Below are 16,185 nucleotides of genomic sequence, written 5' to 3'. Positions count from 1 at the left end.
CATGTCAGTGGCCGCCATCGGCAGGTGCCGCCGCGGCGATATTGGTTGGGTTGTCGCCGCCGGCAGCAGGCGCGCCGCCACCATTGACGGCGGTTTGCAACTCGGACTGGGCGAGGAAGAAGTTTTGCCTGGCGTCGATCGCGCCGCGCAGGGACGCCAAACGTTGTCGTGCCTCGGTCAGGAGCGCGAAAATGTCGACCTGCATGCTGGAGAAGCGCAACTGCATCTCCTCGGTGATGATTTTTCGCAAGGGCAAGATCTCGCGCTGGTAGTGGCTCGCGATATCATAGGTGGAGCGATATACCCGGTAGGCATCGCGCGCCTCCGAGCGGACGTTCACGGCACGCTCGGTCAGGCGGTTGAAGGCGAGGTTGTAGGTCTCCGCCGCCTGCCGCACGCGCACCTCGCCGCCGTCGAAGATCGGGATCTGGAACTGCACGTCAAAACCGCGCTCGCGGAACGGGGCGCCTTCCGGATCCTGAGTGCGGCGTGAGATGCCGGCGAGATCGAGCAGCGTGACGAAGCGAGTCGCCTCGGTGAGGTTCAACGACTTCGCCAGTGCCGTCAGCTCGAGCCGTGCGATCTGCAGGTCGATGCGATGGGCCACCGCATCGGCTTCGAGCGAGAGCAAGGCCTGCGGGCGGCGTGGCAGCGGCGGCAATGCGTTGGGCAGACGGAAGTCGAGACCATCGTCCCACAGCCCCATCAGTCGTGCCAGCCTTTCGCGGGCGCTGGTCGCAGATTGTCGCGCAGTGGCGAGATCGGCGGTGGTCTCGGCGTAAAACACCTGCTCGCGGGCCTGATCGAGCTTGTTGACCGAGCCGGTCTCACCGAGCTTGACCGCAAGCTGCGCAGTCGATTCCGCCGTCGCTTTCGCGTCGGTCAGCAGCGCCGCCATCTCGTTGCCGGCCACCGCGCGGACGTAAGCGCGCCGCACGTCTGCAGCGAGCCGCAATGTCGCCAGCGCCGCGCGCAATTGCGCCTGACGAAAACGCTCGCGCGCGATGTCGGAGCGGAACGGCAGCGTGGCCAGCGCCAGGATGTCGCCGACGACCTGGCGCTCGATCTCGCTGGCGCCATTCCCCGAGATTCGCGAGACCAAGAACACGGGATTGGGCGGCAGGCTCTGCTCGATCAGGTCGGTCTCGGCCAGCGCCAGCTCGTTGTAGGCGGCCTGTAGTCCCTTGTTGTTGAGCAGCGCGACCTGCACGGCAGTCTCTGCGGTTAGCGTCCGCGACAGCAACTGGCGAACGCGGGCGTCGACCGCTCCGGCCCCCTCCGCCGTTCGCACGAAGGCGACGTCTTTCTTGATGGTCTGGCTCGTCAGCTCGGAGACGGCCGTCATGCCGCTGTCGGGCGAGAACGCGGCGCAGCCGGAGAGGCTGAGCGCGCCGAGAACGAGCAGGCCTCGCGCCAAATGATGTGCCATGGCGCGCGCCTACTGGTCTTGCTTCGGCTGCGGTGTGACCGTGTCGTTGCGGTCTTGCCACGGCGCGGGCGTTGCGGGCCGCAGGCTCGTATAGGGCGCGACCGTCGAGCGGTAGCCGACGTGCGATGCCTTTGCCGCGGGATCGGCAGGATCCGCGGTGGCGACAGACGTCGTTGCCGGCATGCAGCCCGATAGCGCGAACGCGATCGCGGCTAGCAGCGGCCAATGGAATAGAAAGTATCCTCCACGCGCCGCAGATGCGGCGGCGGACTTCGCCCCGAGAAGCGTAAGCATGAATCATCCTGATCTGTCTGGAGACCACAGGTTCGCGCGCGCGGATTGCGCGCTCGGCCTGACCTCGTGGAATCAGATCAGATGATGGGAGGGCGGTAGAGCAGGGGCGGCGCCGCGCTGTGCAGGCTGGCCACGATCTCGGGCGCACAGCTGGACACCGGCTGAAGCGGCTTTGCGAAGCTCGGCAGATCGGCCGGCAGCGCGCTGACGCACATCATCGCGCAGCACGGGCCAACCTTGCCCTTGCCGTCATGATGATGCGGGGCAGGCGTGTCCTGCGCGGAACGCTGGTGATGCGCATGCATCCCCGCGTGGTCATGCGTCACGTCGCCATGCATGTGGCTGGCCGACATCTGATGATGCACAGGCACGAGGTCGGCGAGCAGGGCGTCGTCGTCGAGGCACGGCGCCGGACCGCTGCCCCAGGCGAGGCTTGCCGCGGGCGCGAGCACGCAGAACAGATAGGCCAACGCGATGAAGCGCCCCACCCTGATCCGCATCGGTCGCGTCAATTGCAACAACATTCCGACAGCATGCTCCGCGCGGCAATGTTGCACACGCAGATTGCAAACTAATGGCAAAGCGCGAATTCGCCAAGCGCCTTCTTACCGCAGTGCACCGCGCATGCCCATTATCGCGGCACGATGCTTGACCGCGAGGCGATCCGCGAACATGGTCCGCGCCGTGCACGCACCAAATCATCCCGGACAGAAATCGGCCTCATTCACCCCTGACTCGCGCCAGGCCTGGGTGCGGCTGTTGCTCGCACTGGTGATGGGCTCGATCGGCGGCGTCGGCATGTGGGCGGTCGTCGTGGTGATTCCGGTGGTGCAGGCCGAGTTCGCCGCCACGCGCGGCGCGGTGTCGCTGGCCTTCACGCTGATGATGTTCGGCTTCGGGCTCGGCGGCGTGATCGCGGGCAAGATCACCGACAAGTTCGGCATCGTGCCGGCCATGGCGATCAGCATCGCCTTTCTCGGCGTGGCTAATACGCTCGCAGGACTGTCGACCCAGCTCTGGCAATTCGTCGCCGCCTATTTCCTGATCGGGCTCGGAACGTCCGCGACCTTTGCGCCGCTGATGGCGGAGGCCTCGCACTGGTTCGAGCGCTATCGCGGCCTCGCCGTGACCATTGTCGCGAGTGGCAATTACGTTGCCGGCACGATCTGGCCGCCGCTCGTCAACACGGGCATTGAGAGGATCGGCTGGCGCTACACCCATATCGGTATCGGTCTCGTCTGCGTGGTGTTGATGTCGATCCTGGTTCTGGTCCTGCGCGCGCAGATGGGCGATGACAAGGTCCGCAATCACGCCAATGCGGCGCCGCCCCGTGTCGATCTCAGGCTCTCGACCAACACGCTGACGGTGCTGCTCTCGATCGCCAGCATTTCCTGCTGCGTCGCCATGGCGATGCCGCAGGTGCATATCGTCGCCTATTGCGGCGATCTCGGTTATGGCGTGGCGCGCGGCGCGGAAATGCTGTCGCTGATGATGGCCTGCGGCATCGTCAGCCGGATCGGCTCGGGCTATCTCGCGGACAGGATCGGCGGCATCCCGACGCTGCTGATCGGGGCATTGGCGCAGGGCTTTGCGCTGGTGTTCTACCTGTTCTTCGACAGCCTCGCCTCGCTCTATCTGATCTCCGCGATGTTCGGCCTGTTCCAGGGTGGCATCGTGCCGAGCTACGCCATCATCGTGCGTGAGGCGATGCCGGCCAGCGAAGCCGCAACCCGCGTCGGCATCGTGATCTTCGCCTCGGTGTTCGGCATGTCCTTCGGGGGTTGGGTGTCCGGCATCATCTTCGACGCCACAGGCTCCTACGCGGCCGCGTTCGCCAACGGCGTGGCGTGGAATGCCCTCAATGTCGGCATCGTGCTGATGCTGTTGATCCGGGCGCGGATGAATTTGGTCAAGACGGGTCCGGGTTTTGCGACTTAGGACGACGCCACATGTCGGCGTCCGCTGGATCTGGCTGGTCCTTGTTGTCGTGCTGCTGGATCAGGGTACGAAGCAGCTTGCCGTCGGCTTGCTGGAGCCCGATCGTCCGATGATCATCTTCTCGTCCACGGCATTGCCATCCGTCGACCTTGTGCTGTCCTACAACAAAGGCATCTCGTTCAGCTTCCTGCGGTTTGCCGACGATGTGCAGCGCTGGCCGCTGGTTGGCCTCTCGCTTCTGGCCTGCGGACTATTGGCCTGGTGGCTCCGCCGCGTGGCATCTGGCCAGCCGATCCTGGCAACCGGACTTGCCCTGGTCATCGGCGGCGCGCTCGGCAACATGCTGGACCGCGCGCGGATCGGTTCGGTGATCGACTTCGTTCACCTCTCCTACCACGCCTCGTCGTTCGCTATTTTCAACGCCGCCGACACCGCGATCACCCTGGGCGCCGTCGCGACCGTGGTGTCCTTATGGCTGGAGGCGGCTTAGACCGCCTGTCCTGCCTTCAGCAGCGAGCAGCCGGTGATCTTGTAGCTTCCGTCCGGCTGCTGCTCGAGCGTGTAGAGCGCTTCCCAGGCTTCACCATTGGCATCGATGATGTGAACGCGCTGGGCAATTGAGCTGCCCTCGATCCTGCTCTCGCCGAACTCGAAGCTCTTGTGGCGGTAGACCGGCGCGTAGCCCTTCTGCACCATGGACATGAAGATGTCGGGCGCGGGGAAGATTTCCCTGATCGCCGGCGCGGCCTGGGAATAGGCCGCAGCCGCATCGTCTCGCGCAAAAGCTTGTTCCTGAGCCCGGATTACGCCTTGCGCCGTCGCGACATCGTCGGCGCGCGCAGAGAAGGAGCTGCAAGCAAGACTGAGAACGACCAGCAAGGCGGCAATGCGCATGGCAGGCTCCGCGTTGACATCTCGGCGATGCTGATCCTAGCACGGCCTTGGCAAATACGGACGCGCTATCGCTTCGGTTTCAACGCCGTCTTCGCGCGCTTGGTGGCGCGCGCCTTGGCTTTTGCGACGGGCTGCACGCGAAGACCGTCGACGAACACGTCGAGCATCCGCAGCACCGAGGATTGCCAGCCGGGCTGGTCGTGCATGTAGCACATGCCGATCAGGGCCCTGAACAGGTCTTCCGGACTGATATCGGCGCGCATCTGGCCAGCCGCGACGGCGCGATCGAGCAGCGAGCCGACCGCCCTGGTCAGACGGTCCATCGAGAAGGCCGCGAGTTCAGACGAGCTCTGGAACGTCAGCGCCAGCGCGGCCGACATTCCCTTTTTCGTGGCGACGAATTCGACGGTAGAGCCGAGCCAGCGCCTGAGCGCATCGACCGGGTCCTTGGCGTTCTTCAACTGCTCGGCAAGCTCGCTGAGCTGTTCGACCTCGCGCCGGTACACCGCTTCGAACAGATCCTCGCGCGTGGGGAAATGCCTATACAGCGTGCCGATGCCGACGCCCGCGCGTTTGGCCACGGCCTCCAGGCTTGCCTCGGGGCCGCCGGCGTTGAACACGAGCTTGGCCGCTTCGAGCACGCGCTCGCGATTGCGCACGGCGTCGGCGCGGGGCTTGCGGGTCTGGTCGGTGTGGTCGTCCATGCCGGCAATGTAGATCACGAATTGGTTAGATTGAACCCTTGCTGAACCATGCAGGGCTGCATCGCGTTGTCTGCCCACGGGCTTTTGACGAATTCCAAATATTTTCCGACGGCCCTTGTTAAGCGGAGGGTGCCTCCGTATCTTCGCTGGGTGCCGGTGCGGACTTCGGGTCCGGGCGGCGCGATATCGACGGCGGCCACGGCGGTGGCGCGCCGAGCGATGAGCCATGTCCATATCTGATCGGAGCCTTATATGAACCACTCCATCAGCCTCACCGTGAACGGCACGCGGCGCGATTTCGTCCTCGACGATCCGCGCGTTACGCTGCTCGATCTCCTGCGTGAGCGCCTCCATTTGACCGGAACCAAGAAGGGATGCGACCGCGGCCAGTGCGGTGCCTGCACCATTCTCGTCGACGGCAAACGCATCAATTCCTGCCTCGCACTCGCCATCAGCCATGACGGCGCCGACATCCTCACCATCGAGGGCGTCGCGCGCGGCGACCAGCTTCATCCGGTTCAGGCCGCCTTCATCGCCCATGACGGATTCCAGTGCGGCTTCTGCACGCCCGGCCAGATCATGAGCGCAATCGGCCTGATGCAGGAAGCCCAGGCCGGCAACGATCCCGAACGCATCCGCGAATGCATGAGCGGCAATCTCTGCCGCTGCGGTGCTTACGCCGGTATCGTTGATGCCGTGCTCGAGGCGCAGGCCGGTGCCGACGAATCCAGCCAGAGGCGCTCAGCATGAAACAGTTCGATTACATCAGGCCCGCCACGGTCGCAGAGGCCGTCGCCGCCGCCGCCCAGCCGGGCGCGACCTATCTCGCTGCTGGCACCAATCTGCTCGACCTGATGAAGGGCAACGTCAGCCGACCCGATCGTTTGGTCGACGTCACGCATCTCGACGGTCTCGATCAAATCGAGACTCTCGCCGACGGGTCGTTGCGGATCGGCGCGCTCGTCAGCAATGCCGATCTCGCGCATGATGCGGAGTTCGCAAAATCCTATCCGGCCGTCGCGGAAGCGCTTCTCTCTGGCGCCTCCGCGCAACTGCGCAACGCCGCGACCGTGGGCGGCAATCTGCTGCAGCGGACCCGTTGCGCCTATTTCTACGACACAGCGAGCCGCTGCAACAAGCGCGAGGCCGGCAGCGGCTGCGACGCCCGCGACGGCGAGAACCGGACGCACGCCGTGCTCGGCTGGAGTGAGAGCTGCATCGCCACGCATCCGTCCGACTTCTGCGTACCGCTTGTGGCGCTCGGAGCCATCGTCGAGATCGAAGGCAGAAACGGCCGTCGCGAGATCGCACTCGACGAATTGCATCGCCTGCCCGGCGATACGCCTGAGCGCGAGTCCGTGCTCGAGCCCGGCGATCTCATCGTTGCGGTGCGCCTGCCGCCCGCAGCGCGTGGTTTCGCCGCGCATGCGCGTTATCTCAAGGTGCGCGAGCGCACGTCCTACGCATTCGCCATCGTCTCGGCTGCGGCGGCGCTGCGGATCGAGAACGGCAAGATCGCGGAAGCCCGGCTTGCGCTTGGCGGCGTCGCCGCCAAACCCTGGCGTGCCCGCGCCGCGGAAGACGTCCTCAAGGGCGTCGCGCCAACGGCGGATGCCTTCCAGGAAGCCGCCTGGCGCGCGCTCGCCGACGCAAAGCCGTCCGGCGACAACGCCTACAAGATCGAGCTGGCGCGCCGCATCGTCGTGCGCGCGCTGACCCTCGCCGCTGCCGGTACGCCTGCGCGCATCCCCGCGCTGCCGGCATCCCCCTTTGCTTCGTCTGGAGCCATTCATGCCTGAGCTCAATCTCACCAGCGCTCCCGCCCATCTCCGTCACGGCTCGAGCATCGGCCAACCCCTGACCCGCCGCGACGGCGTGCTCAAGGTCAAGGGACAGGCGACTTACGCGGCCGACAATCATCCGCCCGGCATGCTGTTTGCGGTGATGGCCGTGTCCAGCATCGCGCATGGCCGCGTGACCTCGCTCGATGTCGCGGCCGCCAAGCGTCATCCCGGCGTCGTCGACGTCATGACGGCGGACCACAAGCCGCAGCTTGCGATCGATCCGGAGATCAAGACCAATCCGTTCGTGTTCCGGATGGAGGTGCTGCAGAGCAACGAGGTTCGCTACGCCAACCAGCCCATCGCCGTCGTGATCGCCGAGACGCTCGAGGCGGCGACCGAGGGCGCGGTGCTGCTGGCGCCGCGTTATGAAGCGCTGCCCGCGCTCGTCGGGCTTGATGCTGGTGAAAGCTACGTGCCGCCGGTCGTTGGTGTCGGCAACCCAACCGAAAATCACCATGGCGATGTCGCGGCAGGGCTTGCATCAGCGGATAAGCAGATCGACTCGATTTACGAGACGCCCGCGCAATATCACAACGCGATGGAGCCGCACGCGATCGTGGCTCACTGGAACGGCGACAGTGTTCAGATCGACATGCCGACCCAGGGATTGATGTTGTCCCTGGCGCGTGTTGCCGAGCTATTCGGCATTCCCCATGACAAGATCCACATCCGCAGCCCGTTCCTCGGCGGCGGCTTCGGCTCGAAGGGGCTGATGGCGGGGCCTCCGGTCCTCGGCATCATGGCGGCAAAGCTGGTCGGCAAGCCGGTCAAGCTCGTGCTGCGCCGCGAGCAGATGTATGGCCCGGTCGGCCATCGCGCGCCGACGCGTCAGCGCCTGCGCATCGGTGCCGACGCCGAGGGACGGCTCACCGCGCTCGATCACCACGCCCGCACCGTGTCGAGCACGTTCGACGATTTCTACGAACCGGCGGCTGACGCCTCGCATACGCTCTATGCGGCGCCTGCGATCCGCACCTCGCATGACGCCGTGCGCGTCAACACCGGCACGCCATTGTTCATGCGTGCGCCGGGCGAGGCCACGGGATCGATTGCACTGGAAAGCGCGATCGACGAGATGGCCTGGGCCTGCGATATGGATCCGCTCGCCTTCCGCCTGAAGAACTATGCCGAGGTCGAGCCGATCACCGGCAAACCGTTTTCCTCGAAAGCGCTGCGTGCCTGTTACGATCAGGGCGCGGCGCGTTTCGGCTGGGCGAAGCGCTCGCTCCAGCCGCGACAGATGCGCGATGATGCCGGACTGCTGGTCGGCTGGGGGATGGGCACCGCGACATTCCCCGCGCTGATGTTCCAGGCCGAAGCGCGCGCGGCGATCCGCCGTGACGGCACGGGCGCGATGGAGATCGGGGCGCACGATATGGGGCAGGGCGCCTGGACGGCACTTGCCCAGATCGCGGCCGACGCCGTCGGGCTCGATATCGATCGCGTCACGTTCAAGGCTGGCACGTCCGACCTGCCGGACGCCGGCATCGCCGGCGGCTCGGCGCACACGGCGACCGCGGGCGCGGCGATCCACAGCGCGGGCGCGGCCGTCATCGCCAAGCTCGCCGACCTCGCCACCAATGACGAGCGCTCGCCGCTGTTCGGCGCCGGCAATGCCGGGGTGATCGCGCGCGATGGCCGGTTGATCCGGCGCGACGACGAGAGCCGCGGCGAGGGCTACACCGAGATCCTCGCGCGGGCAGGCGTCGCCGAAATCGAGGCCCGCGGCACCGGTGCGCCGAATCCGGCAGCGATGGAAGAGTATGCGATGCATGCCCATGGTGCGGTGTTCGCCGAGGTGAAGGTCGATCCCGAACTCGGCCAGATCCGCGTCACCCGCATGGTCGGCGCCTTCGCCGCGGGACGCATCGTCAACCCGCATCTGGTGAAGAGCCAGCTGTTCGGCGGCATGATCTGGGGCATGTCCTTTGCGCTGCACGAAGAGGCCATCACCGACCGCCGCAGTGGCCGGATCATGAATGCCAATCTCGGCGAGTACCACATTCCGGTGAATGCCGACGTGCCGCCGCTCGACGTGATTACGGTCGAGGAGCACGATCCGCACGTCAATGCGCTCGGCATCAAGGGCGTCGGCGAGATCGGCATCACCGGCAGCGCCGGCGCGGTCGCCAATGCCGTCTGGCACGCGACCGGCGTGCGGGTGCGCCGCTTTCCGATCAGGATCGAGGAACTGCTGGTGCAGGGCTGAAGCAAGCAAAAGGCGGGACGAGATCATCTCGTTCCGCCGCGTATCGCTAATGCAGCTTCTTGCGGAGTGCCCTAAGCGCTTCGCGCTGCGTCTCGATGTAGTCGGCAATGGCCCTGCGCAGCTCCTCCGAGTGGAGCTTGTCGGCGTCGCGCTGCACTTCGTCGAGCGCGGCCTCTGCATTGGCGAGCGTGATCTTCATCTGCGAGCCTGGTTATGAAGCGGCGCCGGAATGTCTCTCGGCTACGGCTCGCAACGTATAGAGGACGGACGCGCGGAAATTGAGATGCATCAAGCTCCGTAAGACACCGGGGCACTCCGTAGGATCCCGGATAACGCTGGTGCGCTCTAAAACGTCGGCGGCGTGCAAGCCGAGATCACTTCGCAGGCCTTGCCGCCGACGCAGCGAAAGCGATGCGGACGGCGGCTCTCGAAATAATAGGCATCGCCCGGATTGAGAATGCGGCGCTCGTCCTCGACGGTGACTTCGAGCTTTCCCGAAATCACGATGCCGCCTTCCTCGCCGTCATGAACGAGATGCACGCGCCCGGTGTCGCTGCCGGGCTCGTAGCGCTCTTTCAGGATCTGCAGGCTGCGGCCGAACAGATTGTCGCCGATCTGGCGATAGGAGATCGGCTTCTTGCCGACCTCGGTCAGCTCCTCCGAGCGATAAAAGATCTTGCGCCGCGTCTCTGGCTCCAGGGCGAAGAACTCGGCAAGCCCCATCGGGATCCCGTCGAGGATGCGCTTGAGCGCGCCCACCGACGGGTTCATCTGGTTGGATTCGATCAGCGAAATCGTCGAATTGGTGACGCCGGCGCGCTTGGCGAGCTCGCGCTGCGACAGCTTCTGGCGCGCCCGGATGAATCGCAGCCGTCCACCGATGTCGACGCTCATGCCCAAATCCCTGTTGCAGGTGTTGCGGATCGCGCAAATATGGACCGGCAGGCCCAGTGAAATCAATGGCTTGCAGATCGTCAGAAAAGGACTTGTTGCGCTTTGGAAGCCGTGCCTCTGCTATCCCGTCAGCAAAGGAGCGTGGCCCGTGACCCTTCATCAGATTCCGAACACTATCAAGACCGACTCGTTCTGGATGCCGTTCACGGCCAACCGTCAGTTCAAGAAGGCGCCGCGGCTGTTCTCCTCGGCCGAGGGCATGCACTACACCACCGTCGACGGCCGCAAGGTGATCGATGGCTCCGCCGGCCTCTGGTGCGTCAATGCCGGCCACGGCCGCAAGCAGATCGCCGCCGCCGTCGAGCGGCAGCTGATGACGCTGGACTTCGCACCGACCTTCCAGATGGGCCATCCGCTGGCCTTCGATTTCGCCGAGCGCCTTGCCGAGATCGCGCCCAAGGGCCTCGATCGCATCTTCTTCACCAACTCCGGCTCTGAATCGGTCGACACCGCGCTGAAGATCGCGCTCGCCTATCATCGCGCCAACGGCCAGTCGAGCCGCACCCGCCTGATCGGCCGCGAGCGCGGCTATCACGGCGTCGGCTTCGGCGGCACCTCGGTCGGCGGCATGGTCGCCAACCGTCGCGCCTTCGCCACGCTGCTGCCGGGCGTCGATCACATCCGCCATACCCACGATCTCTCCCGCAACGCCTTCGCCAAGGACCAGCCCGAACACGGCGCCGAGCTCGCCGACGATCTCGAGCGTCTGGTGGCCTTGCATGGTGCCGAGACCATCGCCGCCGTCATCGTCGAGCCGGTGCCGGGCTCGACCGCGGTGCTGCCGCCGCCGAAGGGCTATCTGCAGCGCCTGCGCGCGATCTGCGACAAGCACGGCATCCTCCTGATCTTCGACGAGGTCATCACCGGTTTCGGCCGTCTCGGCACGCCGTTCGCCGCCAATTTCTTCGGCGTCACGCCGGACCTGATGACGACGGCCAAGGGCATCACCAACGGCACCATTCCCTGCGGCGCCGTGTTTGCGAGCCGCAAGGTTCATGATGGCATGATGGTCGGGCCGGAGAATGCGATGGAGCTGTTCCACGGCTACACTTATTCCGCGCATCCGACCGCCTGCGCCGCGGGTATCGCGACGCTCGACATCTACAAGGATGAGGGGCTGCTCACGCGAGGTGCGACGATGGCCGAATACTGGCGCGATGCGCTGCATTCGCTCAAGGGTCTGCCGAACGTCGTCGACATCCGCAATTGCGGCCTGATGGGCGCGGTCGAGCTCGCGCCGCGTGACGGCGTCGTCGGCGCGCGCGGCTACGACGTCATGGTCGACTGCTTCAACACCGGCCTCTATCTGCGCATGAGCGGCGACAGCTTTGCGATGTCGCCTCCGCTCATCGTCGAGAAGAGCCACATCGACCAGATGGTCTCGATCCTCGGTGACGCCATCAAGAAGGTGGCCTGATAATTGCTCTCGCCGTTGCAGGGTTCTATCTTGCAGCGGCGCGCGTAATGCCGCGGGAGTTTGACCAAGCGTGAAAGTTCTGATCCTCGGCAGCGGTGTCATCGGTGTCACCTCTGCCTACTACCTCGCCCGTGCCGGCCACGAAGTGACGGTCGTCGATCGTCAGCCCGAACCGGCGCTGGAGACATCTTTTGCCAATGCCGGCGAAGTGTCGCCCGGCTACTCCTCGCCATGGGCCGGCCCCGGCGTGCCGGTGAAGGCGGTCAAATGGCTGCTGATGAAACACGGCCCGCTGGTGATCCGGCCGAAGCTCGACCCCGTGATGTGGGTCTGGCTGCTCAAGATGCTGCGCAACTGCACCAGCGCGCGCTATGCGGTCAACAAGAGCCGGATGATCCCGATCGCGGAATACAGCCGCGACTCTCTGCGCGACCTGCGCCGTGACATCGGCATTCAGTATGACGAGCGCTCGCAGGGGACGCTCCAGCTGTTCCGCTATCAGGCGCAGCTCGACGGCACCGGCGAAGACGTCGCGGTGCTCAAGCAGTACGGCGTGCCTTATGAGACGCTGAGCCGCGAGGGCTGCATCGCGGTCGAGCCGGCGCTTGCGGGCGTGAAGGAAAAATTCGTCGGCGGGCTTCGGTTGCCGCAGGACGAGACCGGCGACTGCCACCTGTTCACGCAGGCGCTTGCCAAGCATGCCCAGGCGCTGGGCGTGCGCTTCATGTTCAATACCGGCATCGATCGCATCGTCACGGATGGCGGCCGCGTCAGCGGCGTCGCGACCAGCGCCGGGACGTTACAGGCGGACGCTTACGTCCTCGCGCTCGGAAGCTATTCGTCGCGGATGGCCGCGCCGCTCGGCATCTCGCTGCCGGTCTACCCGGTGAAGGGATATTCGATCACGGTGCCGATCAAGGACGCATCCGGCGCGCCGGAATCGACCGTGATGGACGAGAGCTACAAGGTCGCGATCACGCGCCTCGGTAATCGCATCCGTGTCGGCGGCACCGCCGAGATCTCGGGCTTCTCGACCAAGCTCTACGAAGCCCGCCGTGCCACGCTCGATCACTCGCTGACCGATCTGTTCCCGCGCGGCGGCGATCTCTCCAAGGCGACGTTCTGGAGCGGCCTGCGCCCGATGACACCGGACGGCCCGCCCGTGATCGGCCCGACGCAATATTCCAACCTCCACCTCAACACCGGCCACGGCACGCTCGGCTGGACCATGTCCTGCGGTTCGGGGCGCGTGCTCGCGGACATGCTGTCGGGCAAGAAGCCGGATGTGGATGTGAGTGCGCTGACGGTGGATCGGTACGCGCACAGGTTTGGCTAAGCGTCCTCCTGCGAATCTATCCATCACCGTCACCCTGAGGTGGCCGCTCCTTCAGCGGCCCTCGAAGGGCGACGGCCCAGCTCTATCGGGGCCGTGCATCCTTCGAGGCTCGCTTTGCTCGCACCTCAGGATGACGGGGTTTGGGGTTGCGCTCGCTGCGTGAAAAGAAGCTACCCCGCCCCCGTCACGCAATTCACCCAAAGCACCACGGCCTTCGCATCCTGCGCCGGATTGGAAAACCGGTGCGGCCTGCGGCTTGCAAACCGAAAGCTGTCGCCGGTCTTCAGCGACCAGGTCTCGCTGTCTACCGTCAACATCATCTCGCCTTCGAGCACGAGGCCGGCCTCTTCGCCGTCATGGGTGTACAGCTCGTCGCCGGTCGAGCCGCCAGGCTCCAGATGCACCAGGAACAGGTTCAGCTTGTTGTCGGCATTTGCAGGGCTCAGCAATTGTTTGGACACGCCGGTGCGCCACAGTTTCAGCTCGGGACGCTGCAATCCGCGCGTAACGACCTGATCGGACGCGCCGTCGGCGCTCGGGCTGGCGCCGAACAGTGCGGCGATGCCGACGCCGAGCACGTCGGCGAGCGTGGCCAGCACACGCAGGGAAGGCGACGAAAGGCCGCGCTCGATCTGGCTGAGGAAGCCGATCGACAGGTCCGTGCGCGCCGCGACCGTTTCGAGCGAGAATTGCCTGACGCGTCGGAGATCCCTGATGCGGCGGCCGACCGCGACGTCCATTGCCGGCTCCGCCGGCTTCGCGATAGCCTTCTTGACCTTCCTGGCCGGCTTTGCGGCGGCCGGTTTGCGCATTCTTTTGCCACCGCTCACGTCAAACCGCTTCCTTCATGTGCATGAAAACCGCTTGCGTCATCCGCGAAAGTGTGACCAAATTTTCATATTGGTGAAAATAGGCCGAAACGGCTCGGTCCGCAACGTCTGCGATCACGACATGCGAGCGCCGCCACCGGCCGGACCTAAAGGGGGATGCGATGAAGCGTTTTGGTCTGGCCGCGGTCGCGGCACTCGCGATTGCAGCGGTGACGCCGGCATCGGCGCAGCAGGTGCTGAAGGTCGGCTCGACGCCGACCGGCATCCCCTTCACCTTCCTCGACACCAAGACCAACAGCATTCAGGGCATCATGGTCGATCTCGTCACCGAAATCGGCAAGGATGCCGGCTTCAACGTGCAGATCGAGCCGATGCAGTTCTCGGCACTGATCCCGTCGCTGACCTCGAGCAAGATCGACATCATCGCTGCTGCGATGTTCATCACGGCGCCGCGCAAGGAGGTCGTCGATTTCTCCGACCCGATCTATACCTATGGCGAAGGCTTGGTGGTGCCGAAGACCGACACCAAGGCTTATGCCACGCAGGACGATCTGAAGGGCGAGACGGTCGGCGCGCAAGTAGGCACTGCCTTCGTCGATGCGCTGAAGAAGACCGGACTGTTCGCCGACGTCAAGGCCTACGACACCATCCCCGATATCCTGCGCGACGTGAACACCGGCCGCCTCAAGGCCGGCTACGCCGACTATCCGATCCTCGCCTACAACATCAAACAGGGCGGCTTCCCCGAGGTGCGGCTTGTCGACGGCTACAAGCCCGTCACTGTCGGCTCCGTCGGCATCGGCGTGCGCAAGGGCGAGGCCGCGCTGCTCGGCAAGATCAACGCCTCGCTGGCGAAGCTCAAGGCCAACGGCACCATCGACAAGATCCTCGACAAATGGGGCCTGAAGGCACAGGGCTGATAGAGGCTGATCGCAGGCTTCCCGATGAAAGGCTTCTGGCACGACGCCGTCGAGTTCTTCCCGATCCTGATGAGCGGCGTCGCACTGACGATCGTCGTCACGATCGGCTCGTTGCTGCTCTCGACGGTGCTCGGCCTGATCTGGGCGATGATGCGGGTCTCCGGCATCAAGGCACTGTCGATGCTCAGCGCCAGCCTGATCAACGTGATCCGCGGCATTCCGATCATCGTGCTGCTGTTCTACCTCTACTTCGTGATGCCCGATCTCGGCGTCACGTTGTCGGCGTTGCAGGCCGCGATCCTCGGGCTCGGCATCGCCTATTCAGCCTATCAGGCCGAAAACTTCCGCGCTGGCATCGAGGCCATCGACAAGGGCCAGATCGAGGCGGCGCAGTCGATCGGCATGGGCTGGTGGCTCACCATGCGCCGCGTGGTGCTGCCGCAAGCGGTGCGCATCGTGCTGCCGCCCTACGGCAACGTCATGATCATGATGCTGAAGGACTCCTCGCAGGCGTCCACCATCACGGTCGCCGAGCTTGCGCTTCAGGGCAAGCTGATTGCGTCCTCGACCTTCAAGAACACCAACGTGTTCACGCTTGTTGCGCTGATGTATCTCACCATGAGCATTCCGCTGATCCTGCTGGTCCGGCACTTCGAGAAGCGGGCGGGCAAGCGATGATCGAGCTGAACGACGTCCACAAGAGCTTTGGCAAGGTCGAAGTGCTCAAGGGCATCACGGCTTCGGTGCAGAAGGGCGAGGTGGTCTGCATCATTGGCCCGTCGGGCTCCGGCAAGTCGACCATCCTGCGCTGCATCAACGGGCTCGAAAGCTATGATCGCGGCGAGATCAGCATTGAAGGTCTGAAAGTCGACCGCGATGCGCCCTCGATCGTGAACATCCGCACGCAAGTTTCGATGGTGTTTCAGCGCTTCAATCTGTTCCCGCATCGCACGGCGCTCGAAAACGTCATCGAAGGGCCGTTGTTCGTGAAGAAGGAGCCGCGGGCCCAGTCGTTCGAGCGCGGCCGCGCGCTGCTCGCGCGCGTCGGACTTGCCGAGAAGGCCGACGTGCACCCACCGCAGCTCTCCGGCGGTCAGCAGCAGCGCGTCGCGATTGCCCGTGCGCTCGCCATGCAGCCCAAGGCGATCCTGTTCGACGAGCCGACCTCGGCACTCGATCCGGAACTCGTCGGCGACGTGCTCGGCGTGATGCGCAAGCTCGCCGATGAGGGCATGACCATGGTCGTCGTCACCCATGAGATGGGCTTTGCCCGCGACGTTGCCGACCGCGTGCTGTTCATCGATGGCGGCGTCATCGTCGAGCAGGGGCCTGCCAAGGCGTTGCTCAACCAACCCCAGCATCCGCGCACGCAGGATTTTTTGCGCCGCGTGCTGCATCCGCTCTGACCGGACTCTT

Annotated in this window: 18 protein-coding genes; 10 read left to right on the top strand and 8 right to left on the bottom strand. The window is 65.0% G+C overall.

Going from position 1 to position 16,185, the window contains the following annotated elements; translation table 11 throughout:
- Positions 1-4: 4 nt before the first annotated feature.
- From QA645_RS35730 to QA645_RS35720, 3 genes are all read right to left on the bottom strand, one after another.
- Positions 5-1,429 (bottom strand): TolC family protein, encoded by a 1,425-nt coding sequence (locus QA645_RS35730; RefSeq protein WP_283045907.1) that lies wholly within the window; start codon positions 1,427-1,429, stop codon positions 5-7.
- Between the two features lie 9 nt (positions 1,430-1,438).
- Positions 1,439-1,723 (bottom strand): hypothetical protein, encoded by a 285-nt coding sequence (locus QA645_RS35725; protein WP_283045906.1) that lies wholly within the window; start codon positions 1,721-1,723, stop codon positions 1,439-1,441.
- 77 nt (positions 1,724-1,800) lie between these two features.
- Positions 1,801-2,247 carry a hypothetical protein gene (locus QA645_RS35720; RefSeq protein WP_283045905.1) on the bottom strand — a complete coding sequence of 149 codons (447 nt, stop codon included), beginning with the start codon at positions 2,245-2,247 and terminating at the stop codon, positions 1,801-1,803.
- 148 nt (positions 2,248-2,395) lie between these two features.
- Here QA645_RS35720 and QA645_RS35715 point away from each other — a divergent pair, with 148 nt between their 5' ends.
- Both QA645_RS35715 and lspA read left to right on the top strand, forming a co-directional pair.
- Positions 2,396-3,661: an MFS transporter gene (locus QA645_RS35715; protein ID WP_283045904.1), complete on the top strand. Its 1,266-nt coding sequence runs from the start codon at positions 2,396-2,398 to the stop codon at positions 3,659-3,661.
- On the top strand, positions 3,651-4,151 hold the full coding sequence (lspA, locus tag QA645_RS35710; protein ID WP_283045903.1) for a signal peptidase II: 501 nt from the start codon (positions 3,651-3,653) through the stop codon (positions 4,149-4,151). Before QA645_RS35715 ends, lspA begins: the two co-directional genes overlap by 11 nt.
- Here the strand turns inward: lspA and QA645_RS35705 are convergent.
- Together QA645_RS35705 and QA645_RS35700 are read right to left on the bottom strand one after the other, a co-directional pair.
- Positions 4,148-4,555 carry a DUF4864 domain-containing protein gene (locus tag QA645_RS35705; protein WP_254129026.1) on the bottom strand — a complete coding sequence of 136 codons (408 nt, stop codon included), beginning with the start codon at positions 4,553-4,555 and terminating at the stop codon, positions 4,148-4,150. The two genes, lspA and QA645_RS35705, sit on opposite strands and share 4 nt — an antisense overlap.
- A 65-nt stretch (positions 4,556-4,620) precedes the next feature.
- Entirely contained in the window at positions 4,621-5,259 is a 639-nt protein-coding gene (locus QA645_RS35700; RefSeq protein WP_283053481.1) for a TetR/AcrR family transcriptional regulator, read from the bottom strand.
- 252 nt (positions 5,260-5,511) lie between these two features.
- Here QA645_RS35700 and QA645_RS35695 point away from each other — a divergent pair, with 252 nt between their 5' ends.
- From QA645_RS35695 to QA645_RS35685, 3 genes are read left to right on the top strand one after another with little or no spacing between them, the layout of a single operon-like run.
- A complete protein-coding gene (locus QA645_RS35695; protein ID WP_254129027.1) occupies positions 5,512-6,009 on the top strand; it encodes a 2Fe-2S iron-sulfur cluster-binding protein in 498 nt (165 codons plus the stop codon).
- Positions 6,006-7,058 (top strand): xanthine dehydrogenase family protein subunit M, encoded by a 1,053-nt coding sequence (locus tag QA645_RS35690; protein WP_283045902.1) that lies wholly within the window; start codon positions 6,006-6,008, stop codon positions 7,056-7,058. Before QA645_RS35695 ends, QA645_RS35690 begins: the two co-directional genes overlap by 4 nt.
- Positions 7,051-9,312 carry a xanthine dehydrogenase family protein molybdopterin-binding subunit gene (locus QA645_RS35685; protein WP_283045901.1) on the top strand — a complete coding sequence of 754 codons (2,262 nt, stop codon included), beginning with the start codon at positions 7,051-7,053 and terminating at the stop codon, positions 9,310-9,312. Before QA645_RS35690 ends, QA645_RS35685 begins: the two co-directional genes overlap by 8 nt.
- Before the next feature lie 46 nt (positions 9,313-9,358).
- Here the strand turns inward: QA645_RS35685 and QA645_RS35680 are convergent, their stop codons facing one another.
- Positions 9,359-9,511, bottom strand: coding sequence for a hypothetical protein (locus QA645_RS35680; RefSeq protein WP_254129030.1), 153 nt, complete (start codon positions 9,509-9,511; stop codon positions 9,359-9,361).
- Between the two features lie 146 nt (positions 9,512-9,657).
- On the bottom strand, positions 9,658-10,206 hold the full coding sequence (locus tag QA645_RS35675) for a cupin domain-containing protein (protein ID WP_254129031.1): 549 nt from the start codon (positions 10,204-10,206) through the stop codon (positions 9,658-9,660).
- Positions 10,207-10,354: 148 nt separating this feature from the next.
- Here QA645_RS35675 and QA645_RS35670 point away from each other — a divergent pair, with 148 nt between their 5' ends.
- Positions 10,355-11,683, top strand: a complete 1,329-nt coding sequence (locus QA645_RS35670) for an aspartate aminotransferase family protein (RefSeq protein WP_283045900.1) — start codon at positions 10,355-10,357, stop codon at positions 11,681-11,683.
- 70 nt (positions 11,684-11,753) lie between these two features.
- Positions 11,754-13,019 carry a D-amino acid dehydrogenase gene (locus QA645_RS35665; RefSeq protein ID WP_283045899.1) on the top strand — a complete coding sequence of 422 codons (1,266 nt, stop codon included), beginning with the start codon at positions 11,754-11,756 and terminating at the stop codon, positions 13,017-13,019.
- Positions 13,020-13,189: 170 nt separating this feature from the next.
- On the opposite strand, the gene QA645_RS35660 is transcribed toward QA645_RS35665, so the two are convergent.
- The gene (locus QA645_RS35660; protein ID WP_283045898.1) at positions 13,190-13,831 is read right to left on the bottom strand and encodes an XRE family transcriptional regulator; all 642 of its coding nucleotides are present in this window, start codon (positions 13,829-13,831) and stop codon (positions 13,190-13,192) included.
- 179 nt (positions 13,832-14,010) lie between these two features.
- Between QA645_RS35660 and QA645_RS35655 the strand changes: the two genes are divergently transcribed.
- Genes QA645_RS35655 through QA645_RS35645 form a run of 3 tightly spaced genes read left to right on the top strand, consistent with a single transcriptional unit; the run spans position 14,011 to position 16,175 of the window.
- A complete protein-coding gene (locus QA645_RS35655; protein ID WP_254129035.1) occupies positions 14,011-14,769 on the top strand; it encodes an ABC transporter substrate-binding protein in 759 nt (252 codons plus the stop codon).
- Between the two features lie 24 nt (positions 14,770-14,793).
- On the top strand, positions 14,794-15,447 hold the full coding sequence (locus QA645_RS35650; protein ID WP_254129036.1) for an amino acid ABC transporter permease: 654 nt from the start codon (positions 14,794-14,796) through the stop codon (positions 15,445-15,447).
- Positions 15,444-16,175, top strand: a complete 732-nt coding sequence (locus QA645_RS35645) for an amino acid ABC transporter ATP-binding protein (protein ID WP_254129037.1) — start codon at positions 15,444-15,446, stop codon at positions 16,173-16,175. Before QA645_RS35650 ends, QA645_RS35645 begins: the two co-directional genes overlap by 4 nt.
- Positions 16,176-16,185 lie beyond the last annotated feature (10 nt).

Origin of the sequence: Bradyrhizobium sp. CIAT3101, assembly GCF_029714945.1 — a bacterium.
Lineage (GTDB): Bacteria > Pseudomonadota > Alphaproteobacteria > Rhizobiales > Xanthobacteraceae > Bradyrhizobium.
The sequence above is the reverse complement of the archived record's forward strand: the minus strand, read 5'-3'. Positions and strand labels throughout refer to the sequence as shown.

What these genes read in the sequence shown, in the direction of transcription:
- QA645_RS35730 (WP_283045907.1), bottom strand. Translation starts at nt 1,429, where the DNA reads ATGGCACATCATTTGGCGCGAGGCCTGCTCGTTCTCGGCGCGCTCAGC.
- QA645_RS35725 (WP_283045906.1), bottom strand. Translation starts at nt 1,723, where the DNA reads ATGCTTACGCTTCTCGGGGCGAAGTCCGCCGCCGCATCTGCGGCGCGT.
- QA645_RS35720 (WP_283045905.1), bottom strand. Translation starts at nt 2,247, where the DNA reads ATGTTGTTGCAATTGACGCGACCGATGCGGATCAGGGTGGGGCGCTTC.
- QA645_RS35715 (WP_283045904.1), top strand. Translation starts at nt 2,396, where the DNA reads ATGGTCCGCGCCGTGCACGCACCAAATCATCCCGGACAGAAATCGGCC.
- QA645_RS35705 (WP_254129026.1), bottom strand. Translation starts at nt 4,555, where the DNA reads ATGCGCATTGCCGCCTTGCTGGTCGTTCTCAGTCTTGCTTGCAGCTCC.
- QA645_RS35700 (WP_283053481.1), bottom strand. Translation starts at nt 5,259, where the DNA reads ATGGACGACCACACCGACCAGACCCGCAAGCCCCGCGCCGACGCCGTG.
- QA645_RS35695 (WP_254129027.1), top strand. Translation starts at nt 5,512, where the DNA reads ATGAACCACTCCATCAGCCTCACCGTGAACGGCACGCGGCGCGATTTC.
- QA645_RS35690 (WP_283045902.1), top strand. Translation starts at nt 6,006, where the DNA reads ATGAAACAGTTCGATTACATCAGGCCCGCCACGGTCGCAGAGGCCGTC.
- QA645_RS35685 (WP_283045901.1), top strand. Translation starts at nt 7,051, where the DNA reads ATGCCTGAGCTCAATCTCACCAGCGCTCCCGCCCATCTCCGTCACGGC.
- QA645_RS35680 (WP_254129030.1), bottom strand. Translation starts at nt 9,511, where the DNA reads ATGAAGATCACGCTCGCCAATGCAGAGGCCGCGCTCGACGAAGTGCAG.
- QA645_RS35675 (WP_254129031.1), bottom strand. Translation starts at nt 10,206, where the DNA reads ATGAGCGTCGACATCGGTGGACGGCTGCGATTCATCCGGGCGCGCCAG.
- QA645_RS35660 (WP_283045898.1), bottom strand. Translation starts at nt 13,831, where the DNA reads ATGCGCAAACCGGCCGCCGCAAAGCCGGCCAGGAAGGTCAAGAAGGCT.
- QA645_RS35655 (WP_254129035.1), top strand. Translation starts at nt 14,011, where the DNA reads ATGAAGCGTTTTGGTCTGGCCGCGGTCGCGGCACTCGCGATTGCAGCG.
- QA645_RS35650 (WP_254129036.1), top strand. Translation starts at nt 14,794, where the DNA reads ATGAAAGGCTTCTGGCACGACGCCGTCGAGTTCTTCCCGATCCTGATG.
- QA645_RS35645 (WP_254129037.1), top strand. Translation starts at nt 15,444, where the DNA reads ATGATCGAGCTGAACGACGTCCACAAGAGCTTTGGCAAGGTCGAAGTG.